Origin of the sequence: Agromyces sp. LHK192, from assembly GCF_004006235.1 — a bacterium.
Classification (GTDB): Bacteria; Actinomycetota; Actinomycetes; order Actinomycetales; family Microbacteriaceae; genus Agromyces.
Genome location: NZ_CP034753.1, coordinates 1,898,418 through 1,919,288 on the forward strand (window position 1 = coordinate 1,898,418; position 20,871 = coordinate 1,919,288).

General features: G+C 71.2%; 22 protein-coding genes. 17 read left to right on the plus strand and 5 right to left on the minus strand.

Annotation, left to right across the window (positions count from 1 at the left end):
* The first annotated feature begins 2 nt into the window (after positions 1–2).
* Positions 3–1,244: a radical SAM family heme chaperone HemW gene (hemW, locus tag ELQ40_RS08475; protein ID WP_127793294.1), complete on the plus strand. Its 1,242-nt coding sequence runs from the start codon at positions 3–5 to the stop codon at positions 1,242–1,244.
* A gap of 19 nt (positions 1,245–1,263) precedes the next feature.
* Here hemW and ELQ40_RS08480 read toward each other — a convergent pair whose 3' ends face one another.
* The gene (locus ELQ40_RS08480) at positions 1,264–1,683 is read right to left on the minus strand and encodes a DUF4870 domain-containing protein (RefSeq protein ID WP_127793295.1); all 420 of its coding nucleotides are present in this window, start codon (positions 1,681–1,683) and stop codon (positions 1,264–1,266) included.
* 101 nt (positions 1,684–1,784) lie between these two features.
* Complete coding sequence (locus tag ELQ40_RS08485) at positions 1,785–2,204, minus strand: DUF4870 domain-containing protein (RefSeq protein ID WP_240666008.1); 420 nt, start codon at positions 2,202–2,204, stop codon at positions 1,785–1,787.
* A gap of 191 nt (positions 2,205–2,395) precedes the next feature.
* Here ELQ40_RS08485 and hrcA point away from each other — a divergent pair, with 191 nt between their 5' ends.
* The 13 genes from hrcA to leuA all read left to right on the plus strand — a co-directional run bounded on the left by hrcA (position 2,396) and on the right by leuA (position 15,876).
* Positions 2,396–3,418 (plus strand): heat-inducible transcriptional repressor HrcA, encoded by a 1,023-nt coding sequence (gene hrcA, locus ELQ40_RS08490; RefSeq protein WP_127793297.1) that lies wholly within the window; start codon positions 2,396–2,398, stop codon positions 3,416–3,418.
* Positions 3,419–3,484: 66 nt separating this feature from the next.
* On the plus strand, positions 3,485–4,582 hold the full coding sequence (gene dnaJ, locus ELQ40_RS08495; protein WP_127793298.1) for a molecular chaperone DnaJ: 1,098 nt from the start codon (positions 3,485–3,487) through the stop codon (positions 4,580–4,582).
* A 5-nt stretch (positions 4,583–4,587) separates the two neighbouring features.
* On the plus strand, positions 4,588–5,322 hold the full coding sequence (locus ELQ40_RS08500) for a 16S rRNA (uracil(1498)-N(3))-methyltransferase (RefSeq protein WP_127793299.1): 735 nt from the start codon (positions 4,588–4,590) through the stop codon (positions 5,320–5,322).
* Positions 5,323–5,346: 24 nt separating this feature from the next.
* Positions 5,347–5,706, plus strand: coding sequence for an HIT domain-containing protein (locus tag ELQ40_RS08505; protein ID WP_127793300.1), 360 nt, complete (start codon positions 5,347–5,349; stop codon positions 5,704–5,706).
* Between the two features lie 103 nt (positions 5,707–5,809).
* Positions 5,810–6,826, plus strand: coding sequence for a PhoH family protein (locus ELQ40_RS08510; protein ID WP_127795214.1), 1,017 nt, complete (start codon positions 5,810–5,812; stop codon positions 6,824–6,826).
* A gap of 74 nt (positions 6,827–6,900) precedes the next feature.
* A complete protein-coding gene (ybeY, locus tag ELQ40_RS08515; protein WP_127793301.1) occupies positions 6,901–7,362 on the plus strand; it encodes an rRNA maturation RNase YbeY in 462 nt (153 codons plus the stop codon).
* 2 nt (positions 7,363–7,364) lie between these two features.
* Entirely contained in the window at positions 7,365–8,681 is a 1,317-nt protein-coding gene (locus ELQ40_RS08520; RefSeq protein WP_127793302.1) for a hemolysin family protein, read from the plus strand.
* On the plus strand, positions 8,674–9,576 hold the full coding sequence (gene era, locus ELQ40_RS08525) for a GTPase Era (RefSeq protein WP_127793303.1): 903 nt from the start codon (positions 8,674–8,676) through the stop codon (positions 9,574–9,576). The genes ELQ40_RS08520 and era overlap by 8 nt, the downstream gene beginning before the upstream one ends.
* A gap of 83 nt (positions 9,577–9,659) precedes the next feature.
* Positions 9,660–10,868 carry a sensor histidine kinase gene (locus ELQ40_RS08530; RefSeq protein WP_127793304.1) on the plus strand — a complete coding sequence of 403 codons (1,209 nt, stop codon included), beginning with the start codon at positions 9,660–9,662 and terminating at the stop codon, positions 10,866–10,868.
* Entirely contained in the window at positions 10,865–11,530 is a 666-nt protein-coding gene (locus tag ELQ40_RS08535) for a response regulator transcription factor (RefSeq protein ID WP_127793305.1), read from the plus strand. The genes ELQ40_RS08530 and ELQ40_RS08535 overlap by 4 nt, the downstream gene beginning before the upstream one ends.
* A 111-nt stretch (positions 11,531–11,641) precedes the next feature.
* The gene (locus ELQ40_RS08540) at positions 11,642–12,403 is read left to right on the plus strand and encodes an ABC transporter ATP-binding protein (protein ID WP_127793306.1); all 762 of its coding nucleotides are present in this window, start codon (positions 11,642–11,644) and stop codon (positions 12,401–12,403) included.
* Positions 12,400–13,797 carry an ABC transporter permease gene (locus ELQ40_RS08545; protein WP_127793307.1) on the plus strand — a complete coding sequence of 466 codons (1,398 nt, stop codon included), beginning with the start codon at positions 12,400–12,402 and terminating at the stop codon, positions 13,795–13,797. The genes ELQ40_RS08540 and ELQ40_RS08545 overlap by 4 nt, the downstream gene beginning before the upstream one ends.
* Positions 13,798–14,100: 303 nt before the next feature.
* Positions 14,101–15,876: a 2-isopropylmalate synthase gene (gene leuA, locus ELQ40_RS08550; protein WP_127793308.1), complete on the plus strand. Its 1,776-nt coding sequence runs from the start codon at positions 14,101–14,103 to the stop codon at positions 15,874–15,876.
* A gap of 59 nt (positions 15,877–15,935) precedes the next feature.
* Here leuA and ELQ40_RS08555 read toward each other — a convergent pair whose 3' ends face one another.
* Complete coding sequence (locus tag ELQ40_RS08555; protein ID WP_127793309.1) at positions 15,936–16,622, minus strand: trimeric intracellular cation channel family protein; 687 nt, start codon at positions 16,620–16,622, stop codon at positions 15,936–15,938.
* An 85-nt stretch (positions 16,623–16,707) separates the two neighbouring features.
* Here ELQ40_RS08555 and recO point away from each other — a divergent pair, with 85 nt between their 5' ends.
* The 3 genes from recO to ELQ40_RS08570 are packed head-to-tail and all read left to right on the plus strand — an operon-like array spanning position 16,708 to position 19,027.
* The gene (recO, locus tag ELQ40_RS08560; RefSeq protein ID WP_127793310.1) at positions 16,708–17,445 is read left to right on the plus strand and encodes a DNA repair protein RecO; all 738 of its coding nucleotides are present in this window, start codon (positions 16,708–16,710) and stop codon (positions 17,443–17,445) included.
* Entirely contained in the window at positions 17,442–18,251 is an 810-nt protein-coding gene (locus tag ELQ40_RS08565) for an isoprenyl transferase (protein WP_127793311.1), read from the plus strand. The genes recO and ELQ40_RS08565 overlap by 4 nt, the downstream gene beginning before the upstream one ends.
* A gap of 29 nt (positions 18,252–18,280) precedes the next feature.
* Positions 18,281–19,027 (plus strand): Pr6Pr family membrane protein, encoded by a 747-nt coding sequence (locus tag ELQ40_RS08570; RefSeq protein ID WP_240666009.1) that lies wholly within the window; start codon positions 18,281–18,283, stop codon positions 19,025–19,027.
* 13 nt (positions 19,028–19,040) lie between these two features.
* Here ELQ40_RS08570 and ELQ40_RS08575 read toward each other — a convergent pair whose 3' ends face one another.
* Positions 19,041–19,955, minus strand: coding sequence for a serine hydrolase (locus ELQ40_RS08575; protein WP_127793312.1), 915 nt, complete (start codon positions 19,953–19,955; stop codon positions 19,041–19,043).
* The gene (locus ELQ40_RS08580) at positions 19,945–20,865 is read right to left on the minus strand and encodes a LysR family transcriptional regulator (RefSeq protein WP_164863507.1); all 921 of its coding nucleotides are present in this window, start codon (positions 20,863–20,865) and stop codon (positions 19,945–19,947) included. The genes ELQ40_RS08575 and ELQ40_RS08580 overlap by 11 nt, the downstream gene beginning before the upstream one ends.
* Positions 20,866–20,871: the final 6 nt, after the last annotated feature.

Here is a 20,871-nt window from a genome sequence, read left to right on the forward strand (position 1 = left end):
TCGTGGCCGGCGCTCTCCCGCTCGGCGATCCCGCGCCGGCCGACGGGATGCTTCCGTCGACCGCGGCGGCCGGCGCGGCCGCGCGTGCGTTCGGAGTGTACGTGCACGTGCCGTTCTGCCGGGTCCGCTGCGGCTACTGCGACTTCAACACGTACACCGCCGACGAGTTGCGGGGGGTGCGCAGGTCGGAATACGCCGGTCAGGCGATCGACGAGATCCGGATGTCACGGCGAGTGCTCGAGGCGTCGGGCGTGCCCGCGCGCGAGGCATCCACCGTCTTCTTCGGCGGCGGCACGCCGACGCTGCTCCCGGTGCACGACCTGGTCGCGATGCTCGCCGCGATCCGCGAGGAGCACGGACTCGCCGCGAACGCCGAGGTGACGACGGAGGCGAATCCCGACTCGGTCGATCGCGACGACCTCGCCCGACTCGCCGAGGGCGGGTTCACGCGGGTCTCGTTCGGCATGCAGTCGGCCGTGCCGCACGTGCTCGCGACGCTCGACCGGACGCACGATCCGGATCGGGTGCCGCACGTCGTCGAGTGGGCGCGTGAGACCGGCCTCGACGTGAGTCTCGACCTCATCTACGGCACGCCGGGCGAGTCGCTCGACGACTGGCGGCTCAGCGTGGAGCAGGTGCTCGCGTGCCGTCCAGATCACGTGAGCGCCTACGCGCTGATCGTCGAGGACGGGACGAAGCTCGCCAGGCAGATCCGCCGCGGCGAGGTCGCCGAGCCGAGCGACGACCTCGAGGCCGACATGTACGAGCTCGCCGACGACGCGTTCGCGGCCGCCGGCTACGACTGGTACGAGGTGAGCAACTGGGCTTCGGATGACCGGCACCGTTCGCGCCACAACCTCGGGTACTGGCGCGGTGACGACTGGTGGGGCGTGGGCCCCGGTGCGCACAGCCACGTCGGCGGGGTGCGATGGTGGAATGCGAAGCATCCGGCGGCGTACGCGGACCGTCTCGCCGCGGGCGACTCGCCGGCCGTCGGGCGGGAGACGCTCGACGAGGCCACCCGCGAGACCGAGCGGGTGCTGCTGCTCTCGCGCATCCGCGAGGGCATCGCGGTCGATTCGCTGCACGCGGGCGGTCGCCACGCGGTGGCCGCGCTCATGGCCGACGGCCTCGTGGAAGCGCGAACCGCCCTCGCCGGGAGGCTGGTGCTCACCCGGCGAGGGCGGTTGCTGGCCGATGCGGTCGTGCGCAGGCTGCTGGAGCCAGGAGACCTCGAGGGGTGACCCCTCGGGGGTGGACCGGTCAGCTGACGAACTTGATGGCCATCGGGTAGGTGTACGGCAGTCCCTGGTTGGCCTTGATCGCGGCCAGGATGCAGAACACGATGTTGACGGCCCAGACGACGAAGTAGAGCACGAACCCGATGATCAGGAACATCAGGATGAAGCTCACGACGTAGGCGATGAGCACCGTCAGCTGGAAGTTCAGCGCCGTCGCGGTGTGCTCGCGGATGAAGGGACCCTTGTCCTTGAGGACCAGGTAGCCGATCAGTGCGGGCAGGAAGTTGAAGATCGCGCCGCCGATGTGGATCAGCGTCGCCCAGAGCTTCTCCTCGGAGGGCTGGAGCGGTGCGCTCTGCTGGTACGGGTTCTGCGGCTCACCCGGAGGCGGCGTGGGCGGACCCGGAGGCGTCGGGGGAGGGGGAGGTGCGGCATCGGACATGGCGGTCTCCTTCGTCGTTCCCGGACGACCGGGTTCTGCTCATCATCCCAGTCCGGCACGCCCCGGCGGAAGACCCGTCGCGGCGTGCCGGTCCGGCACGGCTACTTGATGAGGCGGATGGCGAAGGGGTAGCGGTAGTGCTGGCCCTCCTTGGCCTTCAGGAAGCCCTGGATCGAGAAGACGATGACGACGGCCCAGAGCGCGAGCGGCAGGATCCAGCCGATGAATCCCCAGATGCCGAAGGTGATCGCGGTGAGGATGGTGTTGAGGAGGGCGATCGCCACGTAGGCGATCGTGGCCGTGATCTGGAAGTTCAGCGCCTCCTTGGCCTCGACGTTCGTGAACGCGCCGCGGTCCTTGAAGACGAGCCAGATGATGAGCGACGGCAGGAATCCGAGGATGCCGCCGAGGTGGGCGAACGACGCCCACTGGATGTCCTGCTCCGGGCTCAGCGGAGCCGCGGGAGCGGGCGCCGGCGCCTGCGGCGCGGCGTTGGGATCGGGTGCTGACTGGTCGGACATGAGCATGCCTTTCGGGTGGGGAGGGGGACGACCCGCGAGCGCCGCGGTATCCGCAGCGGGGACCGGGGTGATGCGGACCTGCATACGGTAGCGTCGCCCCGGAGCGCCCGGCAACGGTGCTGACACTGAAAGTCGCGGTACCATTGGCACTCAGGCACGGTGAGTGCCAATCGAGCGGATGCGGAGGGTCGATGGTCTCGGAACGCGGTCTGGCGGTGCTCCGCGCGATCGTCCAGGACTACGTCGCGTCGCGCGAGCCCGTCGGCTCGAAGACGATCGTCGAGCGCCACTCGTTCGGCGTCTCGGCGGCGACGATCCGCAACGACATGGCCCTCCTCGAGGAGGAGGAGCTGATCGCGGCCCCGCACACGTCGTCGGGTCGGATCCCGACCGACAAGGGCTACCGCGTCTTCGTCGACCAGCTCAGCGACGTGCGCCCGCTCACCACGGCCCAGCGCCACGCCATCGACACGTTCCTGGGCGAGGCCGGCGACCTCGACGAACTCCTCGCGCGCACCGTCCGGCTCATGGCGCAGCTCACCAACCAGCTCGCCGTCGTCCAGGTGCCGAGCTTCGCGAGCTCGCGCGTCCGCCACGTCGAACTCGTGCACCTCGACGCCGCGCGCGTCCTGTGCATCCTGATCACCGACTCCGGGCAGGTCGAGCAACGCCTGGCCGACCTCGGCGACGCGATCGACGCCGCGACGATCGCCGACCTTCGCGTCCGCCTCAACGACGTCGCCGGCGGGCTGACCCTCGCCGAGGCCGCGGCGGCCCTGTCCGGCGAGATCCCGACCACCGATCCCCGCCACGCGGCCGTGCTGCACACGCTCGCGGCCACCCTGGCCGAGCTGGCCCGCGCGCAGCGCGGCGACCGGCTCGTCGTCGCCGGAGCGGCGAACCTCGTACGCACCGAGCAGGACTTCTCCGGGTCGATCCTCGACGTGATCGAGGCGATCGAGGAGCAGGTCGTCGTGCTGCGACTGTTCGGCGAGATGGCGGCGGACTCGCACAGCGTCGCCGTGCGCATCGGGCGGGAGAACGCCCCGTACGGGCTCGCCGAGGCATCCGTCGTCACCAGTGCGTTCTCGGTGCCCGGGCGCGACATCGCCCGGCTCGGCATCGTCGGCCCCACCCGCATGGACTACACCGCGAGCATGGGGGCCGTCCGTGCGGTCGCCCGATACCTCTCCCGAACGCTCGGCGAGCACTGACCGCCCGCGTACCGAACCTTCGGCGCCTCCGGGCCGCCGGCATCACGATCGAAAGGACAGCCCTCAGTGGCCGACCACTACGAGGTCCTCGGCGTCGCCCAGGACGCCACCCCGGACGAGATCAAGAAGGCGTACCGCCGTCTCGCCCGTGAGCTCCACCCGGACGTGAATCCGGGCACGGAGGCATCCGAGCGGTTCAAGGAGGTCACCCACGCCTACGACGTGCTCTCCGATCCGAAGCAGCGACAGCAGTACGACCTCGGCGGCCAGGGCGGCATGGGCGGCCAGGGATTCGGCGGCTTCGGCGACATCTTCGAGACGTTCTTCGGCGGCGGCCAGCAGACCCGCGGACCCCGATCGCGCCGCGAGCGCGGGCAGGACGCCCTGATCCGCGTCGAGGTCGGCCTCGACGAGGTCGTCTTCGGCACGCACCGCGACCTCGAGGTCGACACCGCGGTGCTCTGCGAGACGTGCCACGGCTCCTGCTGCCAGCCGGGGACCGCACCCGTCACGTGCGACATCTGCCACGGCACCGGATCGATCCAGCGCGCGGTGCGCTCGCTGCTGGGCAACGTGATGACCTCCAGCCCGTGCGGCAGCTGCCGCGGCTACGGCACCGTGATCGCCACGCCGTGCGTCACCTGCCAGGGGCAGGGTCGCGTGCGGGCGCGCCGCACCGTGCCGGTCGACATCCCGGCCGGCGTCGACACCGGCCTTCGCCTGCAGATGCCGGGCTCCGGCGAGGTCGGGCCCGCCGGCGGCAGCAACGGCGACCTGTACCTCGAGATCAAGGTGCGCAACCACGACGTGTTCAGCCGCAACGGCGACGACCTGCTCGCGACCCTCGAGGTGCAGATGACCGACGCCATCCTCGGCACGACCACGACGATCCCGGCACTCGACGGCGACGTCCAGGTCGAGCTCAAGCCCGGCACCCAGGCGGGCGAGATCATCACCGTCAAGGATCGCGGCGTCACCAAGCTGCGCGGCAACGGCCGCGGCGACCTGCGCATCGGCGTGCAGGTCGTCACCCCGACGAAGCTCTCGGGCAAGGAGCGCGCTCTCGTCGAGCAGTTCGCGGCGTCGCGCAAGTCCGCCGCTCCCGAGCTCGCCCATTTCCAGCAGGGACTGTTCGCGCGCCTGCGCGACCGCTTCCTGGGCTGATCGCGATGAGCAGCCTGTACCTCGTCGACGACCTCGACCTCGGGGCGGTCGGCGTCGGCCATCGCGTCGAGCTCGCCGGCGACGAGGCGCGGCACGCCGTGACCGTCGCCCGCGTGCGCGTCGGCGAGCGGCTCGCCATCGGCGACGGCCGCGGGCGCATCGTGCGCGGTGCCGTCGTCTCGACGGGTCCGCGCGACCTCGCGCTCGAGGTCGACGAGGTCCTCGTCGAGGAGCGCCCCGCCCCGGCGCTGATCCTGGTGCAGGCGCTCGCGAAGGGCGACCGCGACGAGCTGGCCGTGCAGGCCGCCACCGAACTCGGTGTCGACCGCATCGTGCCGTGGTCGGCCGCGAGGTCGATCTCGCGGTGGGACGGGCCGAAGGCCGCGAAGGGGCGGGCGCGCTGGGCATCGATCGTGCGCGAGGCCGTGAAGCAGTCGATCCGCGCCTGGCGGCCAGAGGTCGACGAGGTCGCATCGACGGCGACGCTCGCCGACCGGCTGCACGGCGCGCGGATGCTCCTCCTCGAGCCCACGGCGACCGTCGCGCTCACCGACCTGGAGTTCGACGGCCGCGACCTCGCGCTCGTCGTCGGCCCCGAGGGCGGGATCGCCCCCGAGGAGCTCGCCCGGCTCACCGCTGCGGGTGCCGAGAGCGTGCGGCTCGGGGCATCCGTGCTCCGGACGTCGACCGCGGGACCGGCGGCGATCGCCGTGATCTCCGCGGCGATCGGGCGGTGGTGACGCATCCGTCGCTACGATGGAAGGATGAGCGAGACCCGGGAACCGACCGTGTTCGAACGCATCTCGGCCGGTGAGATCCCGGCGGAGATGGTGGCCGAGACCGAGCGGGTGATCGCGTTCCACGACATCGCGCCGAAGGCGCCGATCCACGTCGTCGTGACCCCGCGGTCGGGCGACCACCGCGACGTGGTCGAACTCGCCGCGGCCGACCCGGCCCTGCTCGCGGAGCTGGTCGACGTCGCGCACCGCGTGGCCGGCGAACTGGCCGACGGCCAGTTCCGGCTCGTGTTCAACACCGGCGCGGACGCCGGGCAGACCGTCTTCCACGTGCACGCCCACGTCCTGGCCGGCGGCCTCGAGGAGGGCTCGCTTGCCGCCGGCTGAACCCGAGCGGACCGACGGCGTCGAGGCATCCGTCGACGGCCCCGCGCAGACCGTGCCCGATCCGGCGGTCGGCGAGGAGCGACTCGAGATCGACGGCATCGCGATGGTGCGGCTGCTCGGCCCGCAGGACCGCCTGCTCTCGAGCATCCAGCGCGAGTACCCGGGCGTGACCGTGCACGTGCGCGGCAACGAGATCGCGATCCGAGGAGACGCCGACGGGCGACTGCGCGTGCGCCGGCTCATCGAGGAGTTGCTCGAACTGGTCCGGAACGGACAGGATCCGACCCCCACCGAAGTCAGGAGTTCAGCCAGGATGCTCGACCAGGACCCGGGCGCACGCCCGTCCGAGCTGCTCGGCCAGGTCATCGTCTCGAGCCGCGGCAAGTCGATCCGCCCGAAGACCGAGGGCCAGCGCGCCTACGTCGACGCGATCGACGAGCACACCATCGTGTTCGGCATCGGGCCGGCCGGAACCGGCAAGACGTACCTCGCGATGGCGAAGGCCGTGCAGGCGCTGCAACGCAAGGAGGTCAGCCGGATCATCCTGACCCGCCCGGCCGTCGAGGCCGGCGAGCGCCTCGGATTCCTGCCCGGCACGCTCACCGACAAGATCGACCCGTACCTCAGGCCCCTCTACGACGCGCTCAACGAGATGATGGACCCCGAGCTCGTGCCGAAGCTGCTCGCCTCCGGCACGGTCGAGGTCGCCCCGCTCGCCTACATGCGCGGTCGCACCCTGAACGACTCGTTCGTCGTGCTCGACGAGGCGCAGAACACCACGCCCGAGCAGATGAAGATGTTCCTCACCCGCCTCGGGTTCGGCTCGAAGATGGTCGTCACCGGCGACATCACGCAGGTCGACCTGCCGGGTGGCGCCTCGGGACTGCGACTCGTGACGAAGATCCTCGACCGCATCGACGACATCCACTTCGCCCGGCTCACGAGCGACGACGTCGTGCGGCACACGCTCGTCGGCCGCATCGTCGACGCCTACACCGAGTACGACCAGCGCAACCAGGCGCAGCGGTTCGAACGCGAGCAGGCGCGCGAGTTCGCGAACCGCGCGGAGCGCCGCGGGCGGATACCGCGCGACCGCCAGCCTCCGCGGCCGAAGAGCTGACCGGGCGGCCGCCGACCGCCCGACGACACGACCCACCGACGCCACGACGCACCGACCAGACGGAGTCCGACCAGATGAGCATCGAGATCAACAACGAATCGGCCGTCGAGGTCGACGAGGCGGCCCTGCAGCGCCTCGCCGTCTTCGCGCTCGACACGATGCACGTGCACCGCGACGCCGAGCTCGCGATCCTCCTCGTCGACGAGGGTGCGATGGAGCAGCTGCACGTGCAGTGGATGGACGAGCCGGGGCCGACCGACGTGCTGAGCTTCCCCATGGACGAGCTGCGGCCGGGCACCGAGGACCAGCCCACTTCGCCGGGTCTGCTCGGCGACGTCGTGCTCTGCCCGCAGGTCGCCGAATCGCAGGCCCGGCAGGCGGGCCACACACTCCTCGACGAGCTCCAGTTGCTCACGGCCCACGGGATCCTGCACCTGCTCGGGTTCGACCACGCCGAGCCCGACGAGGAGAAGGAGATGTTCTCGATCCAGCGCGACATCCTCGTCGGGTTCGCGATGCAGGAGCGCCGCCGCTGACCATGCAGGAGTGGGTGTTCCTCTCGGCGGCGCTCGTGCTCGTCGCCTTCGGCGGACTGATGGCCGCCGTCGATTCCGCGCTGGGCACGCTGTCGCGCGCCGACCTGACCGATCTGGCGCTCGTCTCGCGTCGCCGAGCGTCGCTGCTCGCGATCGCCGAGGATCCGGGGCCGCACGTCAATGCCGTCAACTTCGTGCGCATCCTCACGGAGACCACGGCCGCGGTGCTCGTGACGCTCGCCCTCGCGTCGTTCATCGACAACGTCTGGTTCGTGCTGCTCTGGTCGGCCCTGATCATGACCGCGGTGTCGTTCGTGCTGGTCGGTGCGAGCCCGCGGAGCGTCGGCCGCGTGCACGCACGCACGGTGCTGCGCTGGTCGGCGCCGATCGTGCGGTTCCTCCGGGTGAGCCTCGGGCCGATCGCCGGAGCGCTGGTGGCGCTCGGCAACCGCGTGACGCCCGCGCGCATCCGGTTCGCCGGCGTCTCGAGCGAGGAGCAGTTGCTCAGCATCGTCGACGAGGCCGCCGAGCTCGAGGTGCTCGAGCCCGAGGACCGCGAGCTCATCCACTCGATCTTCGAGTTCAACGACACGGTCGTCCGCGAGGTCATGGTCGCCCGCACGGACATGGTGACCATCGACGCGACGGCGCACCTGCCGCAGGCGATGGCGGTGTTCCTCCGCGCCGGGTACTCGCGCGTGCCCGTCATCGAGCGCGACGCCGACGACGTCATCGGCGTGCTGTACCTGCGCGATGTCGCGCGGCTGGCGTTCGAGCAGCCGTTGGATGCGGATGCGATGACGGTCGGCTCGCTGGCACGCCCCGCGGTCTTCGTGCCCGACTCGATGAAGGCCGACGCGCTGCTGCGGCAGATGCAGGCGACGTCGAACCACCTCGCGATGGTCGTCGACGAGTACGGCGGCATCGCGGGGCTCGCGACCCTGGAGGACCTGATCGAGGAGCTCGTCGGCGACATCTCCGACGAGTACGACCGCGAGGCCGCGCAGGTCGAGGAGCTCGGCGGCGATCGCTTCCGCGTGAACGCGCGCCTGCCGATCGACGAGCTCGGCGAGCTGTTCGGGCTCGACCTCGAGGACGACGACGTCGACACTGCGGGCGGGCTGCTCGCGAAGGAGCTCGGCCGGCTCCCGCAGCCGGGCGACCGGGTCGCGGTCTCCGGGCTGCTGCTCGAGGCGGAGCGCACCGAGGGACGTCGAAAGCGGATCGCGACCATCCTCGCCTGGCCCGACCAGGCACTGATCGACGCGCGCACGGCATTCCAGGGCGCGGACATGGAAAGGGGCCGTTCCGATGGCTGAGTCTCCGAACTACCGCGCCGGGTTCGTCTCCTTCGTGGGGAGGCCGAACGTCGGCAAGTCGACGCTGACGAACGCGCTGGTCGGCGAGAAGGTCGCGATCACGAGCTCGAAGCCGCAGACCACGCGCCGGGCGATCCGTGGCATCGTGCACCGCGAGCACGGGCAGTTGATCCTGGTCGACACCCCCGGCCTGCACCGACCGCGCACGCTGCTCGGCGAGCGGCTGAACACGCTCGTGCAGTCGACGCTCGGCGATGTCGACGTGATCGCGTTCTGCGTGCCGGCGAACGAGGCGATCGGGCCGGGGGACCGCTTCATCAACGAGCAGCTCGACCAGTACCCGCACGCGAAGAAGGTCGCGATCGTCACGAAGACGGATGCCGCATCGAAGGCGAAGGTCGCACAGCAGCTGCTCGCCGTGTCGGAGCTTCGCGAGTGGGCGGCGATCATCCCGGTCTCGGCACCCCGAGGCGAGCAGCTCGAGGTGCTGGTCGCCGAGCTCCTGGCGCTCATGCCCGAGTCCGATCAGGCGCTGTACCCCGCGGAGACGACGACCGACGAGGAAGTGGCGGAGCGCATCGCGGAGTTCGTCCGCGAGGCGGCGCTCGAGGGCGTCGCCGACGAACTGCCGCATTCGATCGCGGTCACGGTGGAGGACATGGTCGAGCGCGACGACAAGGACCTCGTCGAGGTGTACGCGAACCTGTACGTCGAGCGCGACAGCCAGAAGGGCATCATCATCGGCAAGGGCGGTGCACGCCTCAAGGAGGTCGGCGCGACGGCTCGGGCCCAGATCGAGGCGCTGCTCGGCCGGAAGGTGTACCTCGCGTTGCACGTGAAGGTCGCGAAGGACTGGCAGCGCGACCCCAAGCAGTTGGGGCGGCTCGGGTTCTGACGATCGCGGAGCGGCCTCCATCGCGAGGATGATTCCGGTGGGCTGAGCCGGATGCCTCGGTGTCGGGCGCGTACGGTGGATCGGTGACCACTGCACCGGAACGCGAACCGCTGAGCCGCGGCAAGCTGGTGACGGACCTCGTCCTGGCCGGCCTGTTCGGCCTCGCGTGCCTCCCGTTCGCGCTGCTCGGCAACGCGGCCGACATCGTCGCGCTCATCGTGTTCGTCGGAGCATTGGCGGTTCGCCGGCTCGAGCCGGCGTGGTCGCTGGGCATCGCCTGGGTCGCCGCGCTCGTGCAGATGCTCACGCTGCGCGACCTCCAGCTCTACGACGCCGCGGTGCTCGGCGTGCTCTACTCGACCTCGGCGCACGGCGGCCGGCTGCTGCGCTGGCTCGGCCTCGCGTCGGCGGGGGTCGGCGCGCTGGTCGCGACGCTCTACCTCGCGCTCGTGAAGCCGATCTTCGACGGGGCCTCTTCGCCCGCCGACGCCGCCGCGCCGCTGTCGATGGCGGTCTGGATGCTCTTCCTCTTCGTCGCCTCGATCGCCGTGCTGGTGCTCGCGTGGACCGCGGGCCTGCTCGTGCGTGCGGTTCGCGACTCGCGGGACATCCGTCGGCGCGAGGAGGAGGCGACCCGCAAGCGGGAGCTCGCCGAGTACCGGTACGCCGTCGAGCAGGAGCGCAACCGCATCGCGCGCGATATGCACGACGTCGTCGCGCACTCGCTCGCAGTGGTCATCGCCCAGGCCGACGGCGCCCGCTTCGCGGCGACGACCCGGCCCGAGGCATCCGTCACCGCGCTCGGGACGATCGCCGAGGTCGCGCGCGGCGCGCTCGGCGACGTCCGGTCGCTCCTCGCCGAACTGCGCCACACGGAGGCGGCGACGCCGCAGCCCGTGCTCGACGACCTCGATCCGCTGCTCGACCAGCTCCGGGCAGCGGGCCTCGACCTGCGGTTCGACGAGGTCGGCGACCGGACCCCGCTCGGCACCGGTCACCAGATCGCGGTCTACCGCATCGTGCAGGAGGGCCTGACGAACGCGCTGCGCCACGGCGACGTCTCGCGGCCGGTCGAGTTGCGGCTCACGTGGAGCGAGCGAGGCGTGCTCATCGACCTGGTCAACCGGGTCCGGGCGGATGCCCCGCGCGAGACGACCGGGTTCCGTCACGGGATTCCGGGGATGCGCGAGCGAGCGCAGCTCGCGGGCGGTGCGTTGCAGGCCGAGTACGAGGGCGAGGACCGGTTCCGGCTGGTGGCCGAGGTACCGGCGACGAAGGGGAGGACCGCATGACGCCGATCCGCGTCGCGCTCGTCGACGACCAGGCGCTCTTCCGCGCCGGCATCCGGATGCTCGTCGAGTCGCAACCCGATCTCGAGTTCGCGGGGGAGGCGGGCGACGGCGTGCAGGCGGTCGCGCTCGTCGAACGCGCGCGACCCGACGTCGTGCTCATGGACGTGCGGATGCCGCTCGCCGACGGCATCGAGGCGACCGAGCGGATCCTCGCCGACGCAGATCGCGCGGGGCGCACGCCGCCCCGCATCATCGTCCTCACGACGTTCGACCTCGACGAGAACGCGGCGAGGGCGATCCGCGCGGGCGCGAGCGGGTTCGTGCTGAAGGACGCCGACCCGGAGTTCCTGCTCGCGGCGATCCGGACGGTGCATCAGGGCAACGCGGTGCTCGCGGCCACGGCGACGCGCGAGCTCTTCGCGCACGTGCGGCGCAGCGGCGTGGCACGTCCGGCGCCGGCGGCCTGGTCTGAGTTGACGCCGCGTGAACGCGAGATCTTCGGCCTCGCGGCCCGCGGGCTGTCGAACACGGAGATCGCGACGAGCGAGTTCCTCAGCGAGGCCACGGTGAAGACCCACGTGAGCCGCATCCTCGCGAAGCTCGGCCTGCGCGATCGGGTGCAGCTCGTGGTGTTCGCGTACGAGCACGACCTGACCGGCTGAGCGCGCCCACCGCTCCCACCGCTCGGCCGACGCCCGGATCATCCGATGGGATGATGCACGGCAACCCCCGGTCGGATGCCCCGCCGCACGCGGATCCGTAGCGTCGACAGCATGCAGAACCCTCCCTCCGACCTCGGTCTCATCGCCCGCGCCGTCAGGCTCGGCAAGCGGTACGGCGCCGGCACCGGTGAGGTCGTCGCGCTCGACGACGTCTCGATCGGCCTGCGTCGCGGCGAGTTCACGGCGATCATGGGGCCGTCGGGCTCGGGCAAGTCGACGCTCATGCACCTGATGGCCGGCCTCGACACGCCCACATCGGGGCAGGTGTGGCTCGGCGACTCCGACATCACCGACCTCTCCGACGCACAGCTCACGGTGCTGCGTCGCCGCCGTATCGGCTTCGTCTTCCAGTCGTTCAACCTGATCCCGACGCTCGACGTGCGAGGCAACATCGTGCTGCCGTTCGAGCTCGACGGCCGCCGCCCGTCGCGCGAGGAGCAGGCGTGGATCGACGAACTCGTCGACTCGCTCGGGCTCACGGCCAGGCTCCGCCATCGTCCCCATGAACTGTCCGGCGGTCAGCAGCAGCGCGTCGCCATCGCCCGAGCCCTCGCGACCCGCCCCGACCTCGTCTTCGCCGACGAGCCGACCGGGAACCTCGACTCGCGCACCGGCCGCGAGGTGCTCGGCCTCCTCGCGACCGCGAGTTCGCGGTCGGGTCAGTCGATCGCGATGGTCACCCACGACCCGATCGCGGCGAGCCACGCCGACCGGATCCTTTTCCTCGCCGACGGCCGAATCGTCCGCGACTCCCCGCGCATCACGCCGGAGGAGATCTCGGCGTACATGCTCCAGATGGAGACGGCGGCGTGAGCAGGGGCATCCGCGACCACCTGCCGACGCTGCTCGTCGCGGTCCTCGCCTCGGCGTTCGGGGTGGCGCTGCTGCAGGTCACGGGCATCCTCACCGCCGTCATCGCGGCCGACGAGGTCGCAGGGTCGAGCGGCACCGTCAAGACGATGCTCGACGTCGTCGCGTTCGTGTTCATCGCGATCGCGGTCTACGTGTCGGCCGTGACGACGGCGAACACCGTCGCGACGGTCGTCGCCGGCCGGACCCGCACGATCGCACTGCTCCGGCTCATCGGGTCGAGTGCGAGGGCGCAGCGCGCGACGATCGCCAGGGAGGGACTGCTGGTCGGCGCGGTCGGCGCGGTCGCGGGCGCGGCCCTCGGCACGCTCATCGCCTGGGCCGTCGCGCAGTGGGCGGTCGCCGCCGACATGCTCCCGTCGTTCGACTACGGCTACCTCGACCCGGTGCTCGTGGTGCCGATGGTCGCCGTCGTCCTCACGACCTGGCTGGCGGCCTGGGCGGGCTCGCGGCGCGTGCTCGCGGTGCGCCCGGCCGAGGCGCTCGGCAACTCGACGGAGTCCTCGAGCGAGGAGGTCGGGCGCCGGGCCGGCCGTACGGCGACGGGTGTCGTGCTCGTCGTGCTCGGCGCGCTCGCGCTCGCGGGCGGGGTCGTGATCGGCCTGTTCCACCCGCTGGGCGTGCTCGTGGGCGTCGTGGGGGGCATCCTGTCGTTCACCGGGGTCGTGCTCGTCGCCGACCGCATCATGCCGCCCGTGCTGCGCGCGGTCGGGCGGTTGCTCGGGTCTTCGCCGGCCGCACGCCTCGCCGCCGAGAACGCGGTGCGCCACCCCGAGCGTGCGACCCGCATGACCATCGGCCTCGTGGTCGGCGTCACCCTCGTGACGATGTTCGCGGTCACGATGGAGACGTACCGTGTGGCGATGGGGCGCATCCTGAGCAGTCAGGAGATGCTCGACGCGGCGATCGGCCCGGTCATCGACGGCACGATCGCCGTCTTCTCGGCGCTCGTCGGATTCAGTGCGGTGATCGCCGCGGTCGGACTCGTGAACACGCTGTCGATCAGCGTGCTGCAGCGCACGCGCGAGATCGGACTCCTTCGCGCCCTCGGGTTCGACCGCGCCCAGGTGCGCTCGATGATCCTCGCGGAGGCGGCCGCGCTCACGGTCGCCGCGACCGTCACGGGGCTCGTGCTCGGCACGGTCTACGGGTGGCTCGGTGCGCAGTCGATGCTCGGGTCGATCGAGGGGGAGCCGACCTTCGTCGTTCCGTCGGTGCCGTGGGTCGTCGTCGCGATCGTGGTGGGAGCGGCGGCGCTCATCACGCTCGCGGCATCCGTCACGCCCGCGCGACGGGCGGTCAGGATCTCACCGGTGGCCGCACTCGCGGTCGAGTGAGCGTGCGGCGGCCGTTGGGGAACGGGCCGCCGCACCGATCCGCCCCGTCGCCCGGCGCCACCGGTCGCGACGGGGCGTTTCGCCGTGTCGGGCGTGGTCGAGTCGGCCTGGTCGATCCGGCGTGGTCGATCCCGCGTGGTCGATCCGTCGCGGTCGATCCGCGGCGTCCGGCGGGGTGCTAGCCTTGATCCGTGCTTCACGGCCTGCTTCTCCTTAGCTGCCGCTGCGAGTCCTAGTTCACAGGCCTCCCTCGCAGCGGAGTTCGTCGTCGGCTGACACAGACTGAAGCGAGAAGAGCGAGCAATGCAGAACACCCAGAAGCCCTCCCCGATGCCCGTCCACCGGTATCGCCCGTTCCACGAGCAGATCGTGGTCGACCTGCCCGATCGGACCTGGCCGTCGACCCGCATCACCGAGGCGCCCCGCTGGTGCGCCGTCGACCTGCGCGACGGCAACCAGGCGCTCATCGACCCGATGAGCCCCGAGCGCAAGCGCATCATGTTCGACCTGCTGGTGCGCATGGGCTACAAGGAGATCGAGGTCGGGTTCCCGAGCGCGAGCCAGACCGACTTCGACTTCGTCCGGAGCCTCATCGACGAGGGCGCGATCCCCGACGACGTCACCATCCAGGTGCTGACGCAGGCGCGCGACCACCTGATCGAGCGCACCTACGAGTCGATCCGGGGTGCGAAGCAGGCGATCGTCCACCTGTACAACTCGACGAGCGTGCTGCAGCGCGAGGTCGTGTTCCGCACCGACCGGCAGGGCATCATCGACATCGCCCTGCACGGCGCGCGCAAGTGCCGCGAGATGGAGTCGACCGTGCCCGGCACGACGGTCTACTACGAGTACTCGCCCGAGAGCTACACGGGCACCGAGCTCGAGTTCGCCGTCGACGTCTGCAACCAGGTGCTCGAGGTGTTCGAGCCGACGCCCGAGCGCAAGGTCATCATCAACCTGCCGGCGACCGTCGAGATGGCGACGCCGAACGTCTATGCGGACTCGATCGAGTGGATGAGCCGTCACCTCGCGCACCGAGCGAACGTGATCCTGTCGCTGCATCCGCACAACGACCGCGGAACCGCCGTCGCCGCCGCCGAACTCGGCTACATGGCGGGCGCCGACCGCATCGAGGGATGCCTGTTCGGCAACGGCGAGCGCACCGGCAACGTCGACCTCGTCGCGCTCGGCATCAACCTGTTCACGCAGGGCATCGACCCGCAGATCGACTTCAGCGACGTCGACGAGATCAAGCGCACCGCCGAGTACTGCAACCAGCTGCCCGTGCACGAGCGCAGTCCGTGGGCCGGCGACCTGGTCTACACCGCGTTCTCGGGCTCGCACCAGGACGCGATCAAGAAGGGCTTCGAAGCCATGGCCGCGCGCGCCGAGGCCGAGGGCGTCGCCGTCGACGACCTCGAGTGGGGCGTGCCGTACCTGCCGGTCGACCCGCGCGACCTGGGGCGCAGCTACGAGGCGGTCATCCGCGTGAACTCGCAGTCGGGCAAGGGCGGCGTCGCGTACCTGCTGAAGAGCGACCACGCGCTCGACCTGCCGCGGAAGCTGCAGATCGAGTTCTCGGGCGTCGTGCAGGCGAAGACCGACGCCGAGGGCGGCGAGGTCACGAGCGACGAGATCTGGCGGATCTTCAACGACGAGTACCTGCCCGCGCCCGCCGAACGGCCCGAGGAGCGGTGGGGGCGGTTCGAACTGCTGTCGCTGCGCACCGAGTCCGCGCTCGACGGCGTCGTGCACGTGCACGTCGGCCTGCGCGACGGCGATGAGCGCACCGCGGTCGACGCGAGCGGCAACGGCCCGATCTCGGCGTTCCTCTCCGTGCTGGGCGGCACCGGCGTCCAGGTGAAGCTGCGCGACTACGTCGAGCACGCGCTCACCGCTTCGGGCGACGCCCTGGCGGCGGCATACGTCGAACTCGAGGTCGGCGGCCGGGTGCTGTGGGGCGTCGGCATCGACGCCGACATCTCGACCGCGTCGCTCAAGGCCGTCGTGTCGGCCGTGAACCGGGCGGTGCGCGGCACGGTGCCGGCCGAGGCCGATCGCGAGGCCGCGCTGGCCTGAACCTGCGGCGGCGGGCCGGCCTGTGTCGCGCCGGCCTCCGGCGATGTCCGTGCGCGAGGTCAGCGACGGATGATCGGCATCATGCCGGTCTCCGTCGCGACCTTGCGGCGGTAGAGCATGCGCTGCTCGGGCAGCGACACGTCGAAGATCACGGCGAGCCAGCGGATGATGCTCGTGACGACGACGCAGGTGATCCCGCTGATGAGCAGGGGAACCTCGAACAGGTTGAGCACGGCGAGCACGATGCATCCGGCTCCCGCCGCCACGGCGTACAGCGAGCCGACGTGCATGATCGCGACCGGCAACCCCATCAGCATGTCGCGGAGCACGCCGCCGCCGACGGCCGCCGCCACGCCGACGAACACGGCAGGTAGCAGCGGCAGCCCGGAGGCCAGGGCCTTCGACGTGCCCAGCGCGCCGAACATGCCGATCACGATCGCATCGAGTCCGACGATCACGACGTTGAGTCGGGTGAGCGGGCCGGCGAGGAGCATGCCCACGAGCGCGGCGGCGACCGCGACGATCAGGTACCAGTCGCTCTCGAGCGCCCGGAGCGGCGCGTTGAGCAGGAGGTCTCGGATCATGCCGCCGCCGAACCCCATCACGATGCCGACGAGCGCGACGCCCAACAGGTCGAGCCGCCGTTCGCCACGGAACCCGGAGGCGAACAGGGCGCCCTGGATGCCGCCGAGGCCGACCGCGGTGAGGTCGAGCCAGAGGGGGATGACGAACTGCTCGGTTTCCACGCAGACAGTGAACCAGAGCGGATGCCCCGGGCGCGGCATCCGCGCGGTGCGCCGTCGCGTGGGTCGCTGGTGGGAGAATCGAGGGGTGCCGGTCTATCGAGATGAAGCGGTGGTGCTCCGCACCCACAAGCTGGGCGAAGCCGACCGCATCGTCACGCTGCTCACGCGGCGGCACGGCAAGATCCGCGCGGTCGCGAAGGGCGTGCGCCGCACCGCTTCGAAGTTCGGTGCCAGGCTCGAGCCGTTCATGGTCGCCGACCTGCAGTTGTACGAGGGCCGCACCCTCGACGTGATCACCCAGGCCGATTCGCTGGGCTCGTACGGCGCCGAGATCTCGCAGGACTACGCCGCGTACACGGCGGCGAATGCGATGGTCGAGACCGCCGACCGGATGACCGAGGCGGAGGGATCGCTGCAGCAGTACCTCCTGCTCGTCGGTGCGCTCCGGTCGCTCGCCCGTGGCGAGCACGGACCGTCGCTGACGCTCGACTCGTACCTGCTCCGCTCGCTGGCCCTGGCCGGATGGGCGCCGAGCTTCCAGGACTGCGCGCGCTGCGCCCGCGAGGGCTCGCACACCGCGGTCGTCGTGCAGCTCGGCGGCGTCGTGTGTGACGAGTGCGCACCGCCCGGTTCGCCGCGCATCGACCCGTCGACGATCGGGCTGCTCGGCGCGCTGCTCGCGGGCGACTGGACGTACGCCGAACAGGCACCCGAACGCGACCGCAACCAGGCCAGCGGCATCATCGCCGCCTACACCCAGTGGCACCTCGAGCGGGGTCTGCGCTCGCTGCCGCACGTGACGAGGGAACCCGCACCGAAGTGACCCCCAAGCCGTACACCCACAAGGACGCCGTGCCCTACCGGCCGCTGGACTGGACCGGGCTCACGCCGCCCGAGCTGCCGAAAGGCGCCGTGCCGAACCATGTCGCGATCGTCATGGACGGCAACGGGCGCTGGGCCAACCGACAGGGCCTGACCCGCATCGAAGGGCACAAGGCCGGCGAGGAGGTGCTGCTCGACGTCGTCGCGGGCGCCATCCAGATCGGCGTGAAGCACCTCTCGGTGTACGCGTTCTCGACCGAGAACTGGAAGCGCTCGCCCGACGAGGTGCGGTTCCTGATGGGGTACAACCGCGACGTGCTGCACCGTCGCCGCGACCAGCTCAACGAGTGGGACGTGCGCATCCGCTGGGCGGGCCGCAGGCCGCGCCTGTGGAAGTCCGTGATCGACGAGCTCCAGGTCGCCGAGCGCCTCACCGCGGGCAACACCGGCCTCCAGTTCACGATGTGCGTGAACTACGGCGGCCGCAACGAGATCGTCGACGCCGTGCGCTCCATCGCCGACGACGTCGCCGCAGGACGCCTGAAGCCGTCGGCGGTCAGCGACCGGCTGATCGAGAAGCGCCTGTACGTGCCCGACATGCCCGACGTCGACCTCTTCGTGCGCAGCTCGGGGGAGCAGCGCACCTCGAACTTCCTGCTCTGGCAGTCGGCGTACGCCGAGATGGTGTTCCTCGACACGCTCTGGCCGGACTTCTCCCGGGTCGAGCTGTGGAAGGCGATCGAGCTCTACGCGTCGCGGAACCGCCGCTTCGGCGGCGCGGTCGACGCGCCGGATGCCGCGGGCTGAGCCGTCGGCGCATCCCCTAGTCTGGCGCCGTGAGCGTCGCGAGCGAATCCGGAGTCCGAGGCCGATCGTCGAACCTGCGGTTCGCGCGCATCTGGGCCGTGCCGCGGTTCGTCGTCGCCGCGGCGATCGTCGCCGCGGTGGTCGTGACCTACCAGGGCTCGCACGGGTTCTGGATCGCGTCGGGATTCGACGACCTCGTCACCCTCAACGTCAACTTCTTCAGCTACTTCACCATCGAGTCGAACCTCCTCGCCGCGGCGGTGCTGACCCTGGGCGCCGTGTTCGCGCTGGTGGGCCGGGTGCCCGATCTGTCGTGGTTCGGACTGCTGCGAGCGTGCGCCGCGACGTACATGGCGATCACCGGCATCGTCTACAACCTGCTGCTTCGCGGGATCCCCGTCACCGGGGGCGGCGATACGCCGCCGTGGACGAACGAGGTGCTGCACGTCTGGGCGCCGATCCTCCTCGTCATCGATTGGCTCGTCGCTCCGGGGCGCATCAGGTTGGCGTGGAGCCAAGTGTGGATCGTGATCGCATTCCCGATCGTGTGGGTCGCGTACACGCTCATCCGCGGTCCGCTCGTCTTCGACCAGGTCAAGGGCGTCGAGACCTGGTATCCCTACCCGTTCCTGAATCCGGCCACGCAGGAGAACGGGTACGTGAGCGTCGCGTTCTGGGTGGTGGTCATCGCGATCGCGTTCGTCGCGGTCGCGTCGCTCGTCGTCTGGGTGACGCGCATCGGCACGTCCCGGCCGGTCGCGGAATCGACGGTGTGACCCGCGTCGCCGTTCAGCGGACGGCGGCGGCTGCGCGCAGTTCGTCGTGCAGGAGCCGGGCCGCGTAGCCGAGCGACTGGTCGGCGGCCGGCTGCACGTGCGCCGGAACCGACGATTCGCTGAGCGCGGCGATCGCGAACACCCCGCCGTCGGCGTGCTCGAGCACGCCGACCTCGTGGCGCAGGTGGAGGAACGAGCCGGTCTTCGAGTACCACGTCGCGTCGTCGGACTCGAGGTCGGGCGCGAGCCGCTGGCGCATGAGGTTGCCGGCGAGCATCGGCCTGAGCACCTCGCGGGCGCCCCCGAGCGAGGGGTCGTTCCAGAGCCGGTCGAGCAGGTCGACGAGTGCCGTCGCCGTACCCGCGTTGGCGCCCGTCACGTCGAGCTGGGGGATCAGGTGCCCGCCGCCCGGCGTGGATGCCCGGATCGCGAGGGTGAGTGCCTGCGACTGCTCGTCGGGTGCGAGCCGGCTCGCGAGCGTCTCGTGCAGCTCGCGGATCGAGTGGCGCACGGTGAGGTCGGGGATGCCGAGGTCGCGCATGAGCGCCGTCACCGTCGCCGGCGGGCACCGATCGAAGAGCGCGTCCGCCGCGGTGTCATCGCTGACCGCGAGGGCCAGGTAGAGGAGGTCGCCGACGGCGACCGTCGCCGGGTGCGCGAACCTCGAGGTCCCGGTGCGCCCAGGGGTGCTTCTCCGCGGGTCGAGCGCGATCTGCTCGCCGAGATCGAGGCGGCCGACGGACGCCTCGTGCAGCACCGCGAGGCCGAGCGGCAGTTTCACCACCGACGCGAGCGGATACGGGCGACCGGGGAGCAGGGCGAGTTCCGCTCCGCTCCGGAGGTCGCGCACGGTGATGGATGCCGTGAGCCCGACTTCAGCGAGCACCGCCTCGGCCTCACGGACCGCGGCGCGACGTTCAGTTCGCATCGGTGCTCTCGCGGGAGGTGCCGAGTACCGCCGGCAGGTGGCTCGCGGCGGCCAGTTCGAACCGTCGGGCGAGGTCGGCGTCGCGGTGCACGAGCGCGTACCCGCGCAGCAGGTGCAGGTCGCCGAGCGGGTGCCAGGCGAGGTCGTACGCCTCGGCCTCGGCGGGGGTGCAGAGCACGAGGTCGTCGTCGGCGATCGCCTTCGCCATCGCGGCTGCGGGGGAGGACGCGACCCTGAGGTGGCCCGGAGCGAGTCCGGCGCCGTTGCGCACCCGGTCGAGGCGGTCTCGCACGTTCGGCACGTCGTCCTCGGGTTGCAGCCAGAGTCGGCGTCGTTCGGCGCCGCCGCGGCGCGGGCGGAGTTCCGCGAGGTGGAACGGGCGCTCGTCGTCGCCGGACTCCGGCGCGGGCTCTGGGCGGGCCCAGCCGACGCCGAGCGGACTGCTCCATCGCGCTCGGTCCGGTTCGACGTGCTGGAGTGCCAGGTCGGCGCGTCCTCCGGTGATCCATTCGCCCCGCGCGGCGGGCACGCCCTCGAGCAGTTCGATCGTGATCCCGCCGGCCGCGGCCGCGGCGATGAGACGAGCCGCGGCCCGCGGCGGGACGTTGGCGGGCGCGGCGACGACGACGGGGTGCAGTCGCGCCTGGTCGGCATCGTCGGCGAGTTCTCGCGCGGCGGCGACGAGCTTGATCGCGCCCGGAAGCATGCGCCTGCCGAACGCGGTCAGGGCGACTCGACGCGAGGTGCGTTCGAACAGGCGGGCGCCGAAGTGCGCTTCGAGCGCGGCGATCCGCCGGCTCGCGACCGATTGGGTGAGGCCGACACCCGCGGCTCCTGCGGTGAAGCTCTCGCGCTCGGCGACGGAGACGAAGGCCTCGCAGGCGGCCATCAGGTCGAGGTGTCGGGACATCGATGC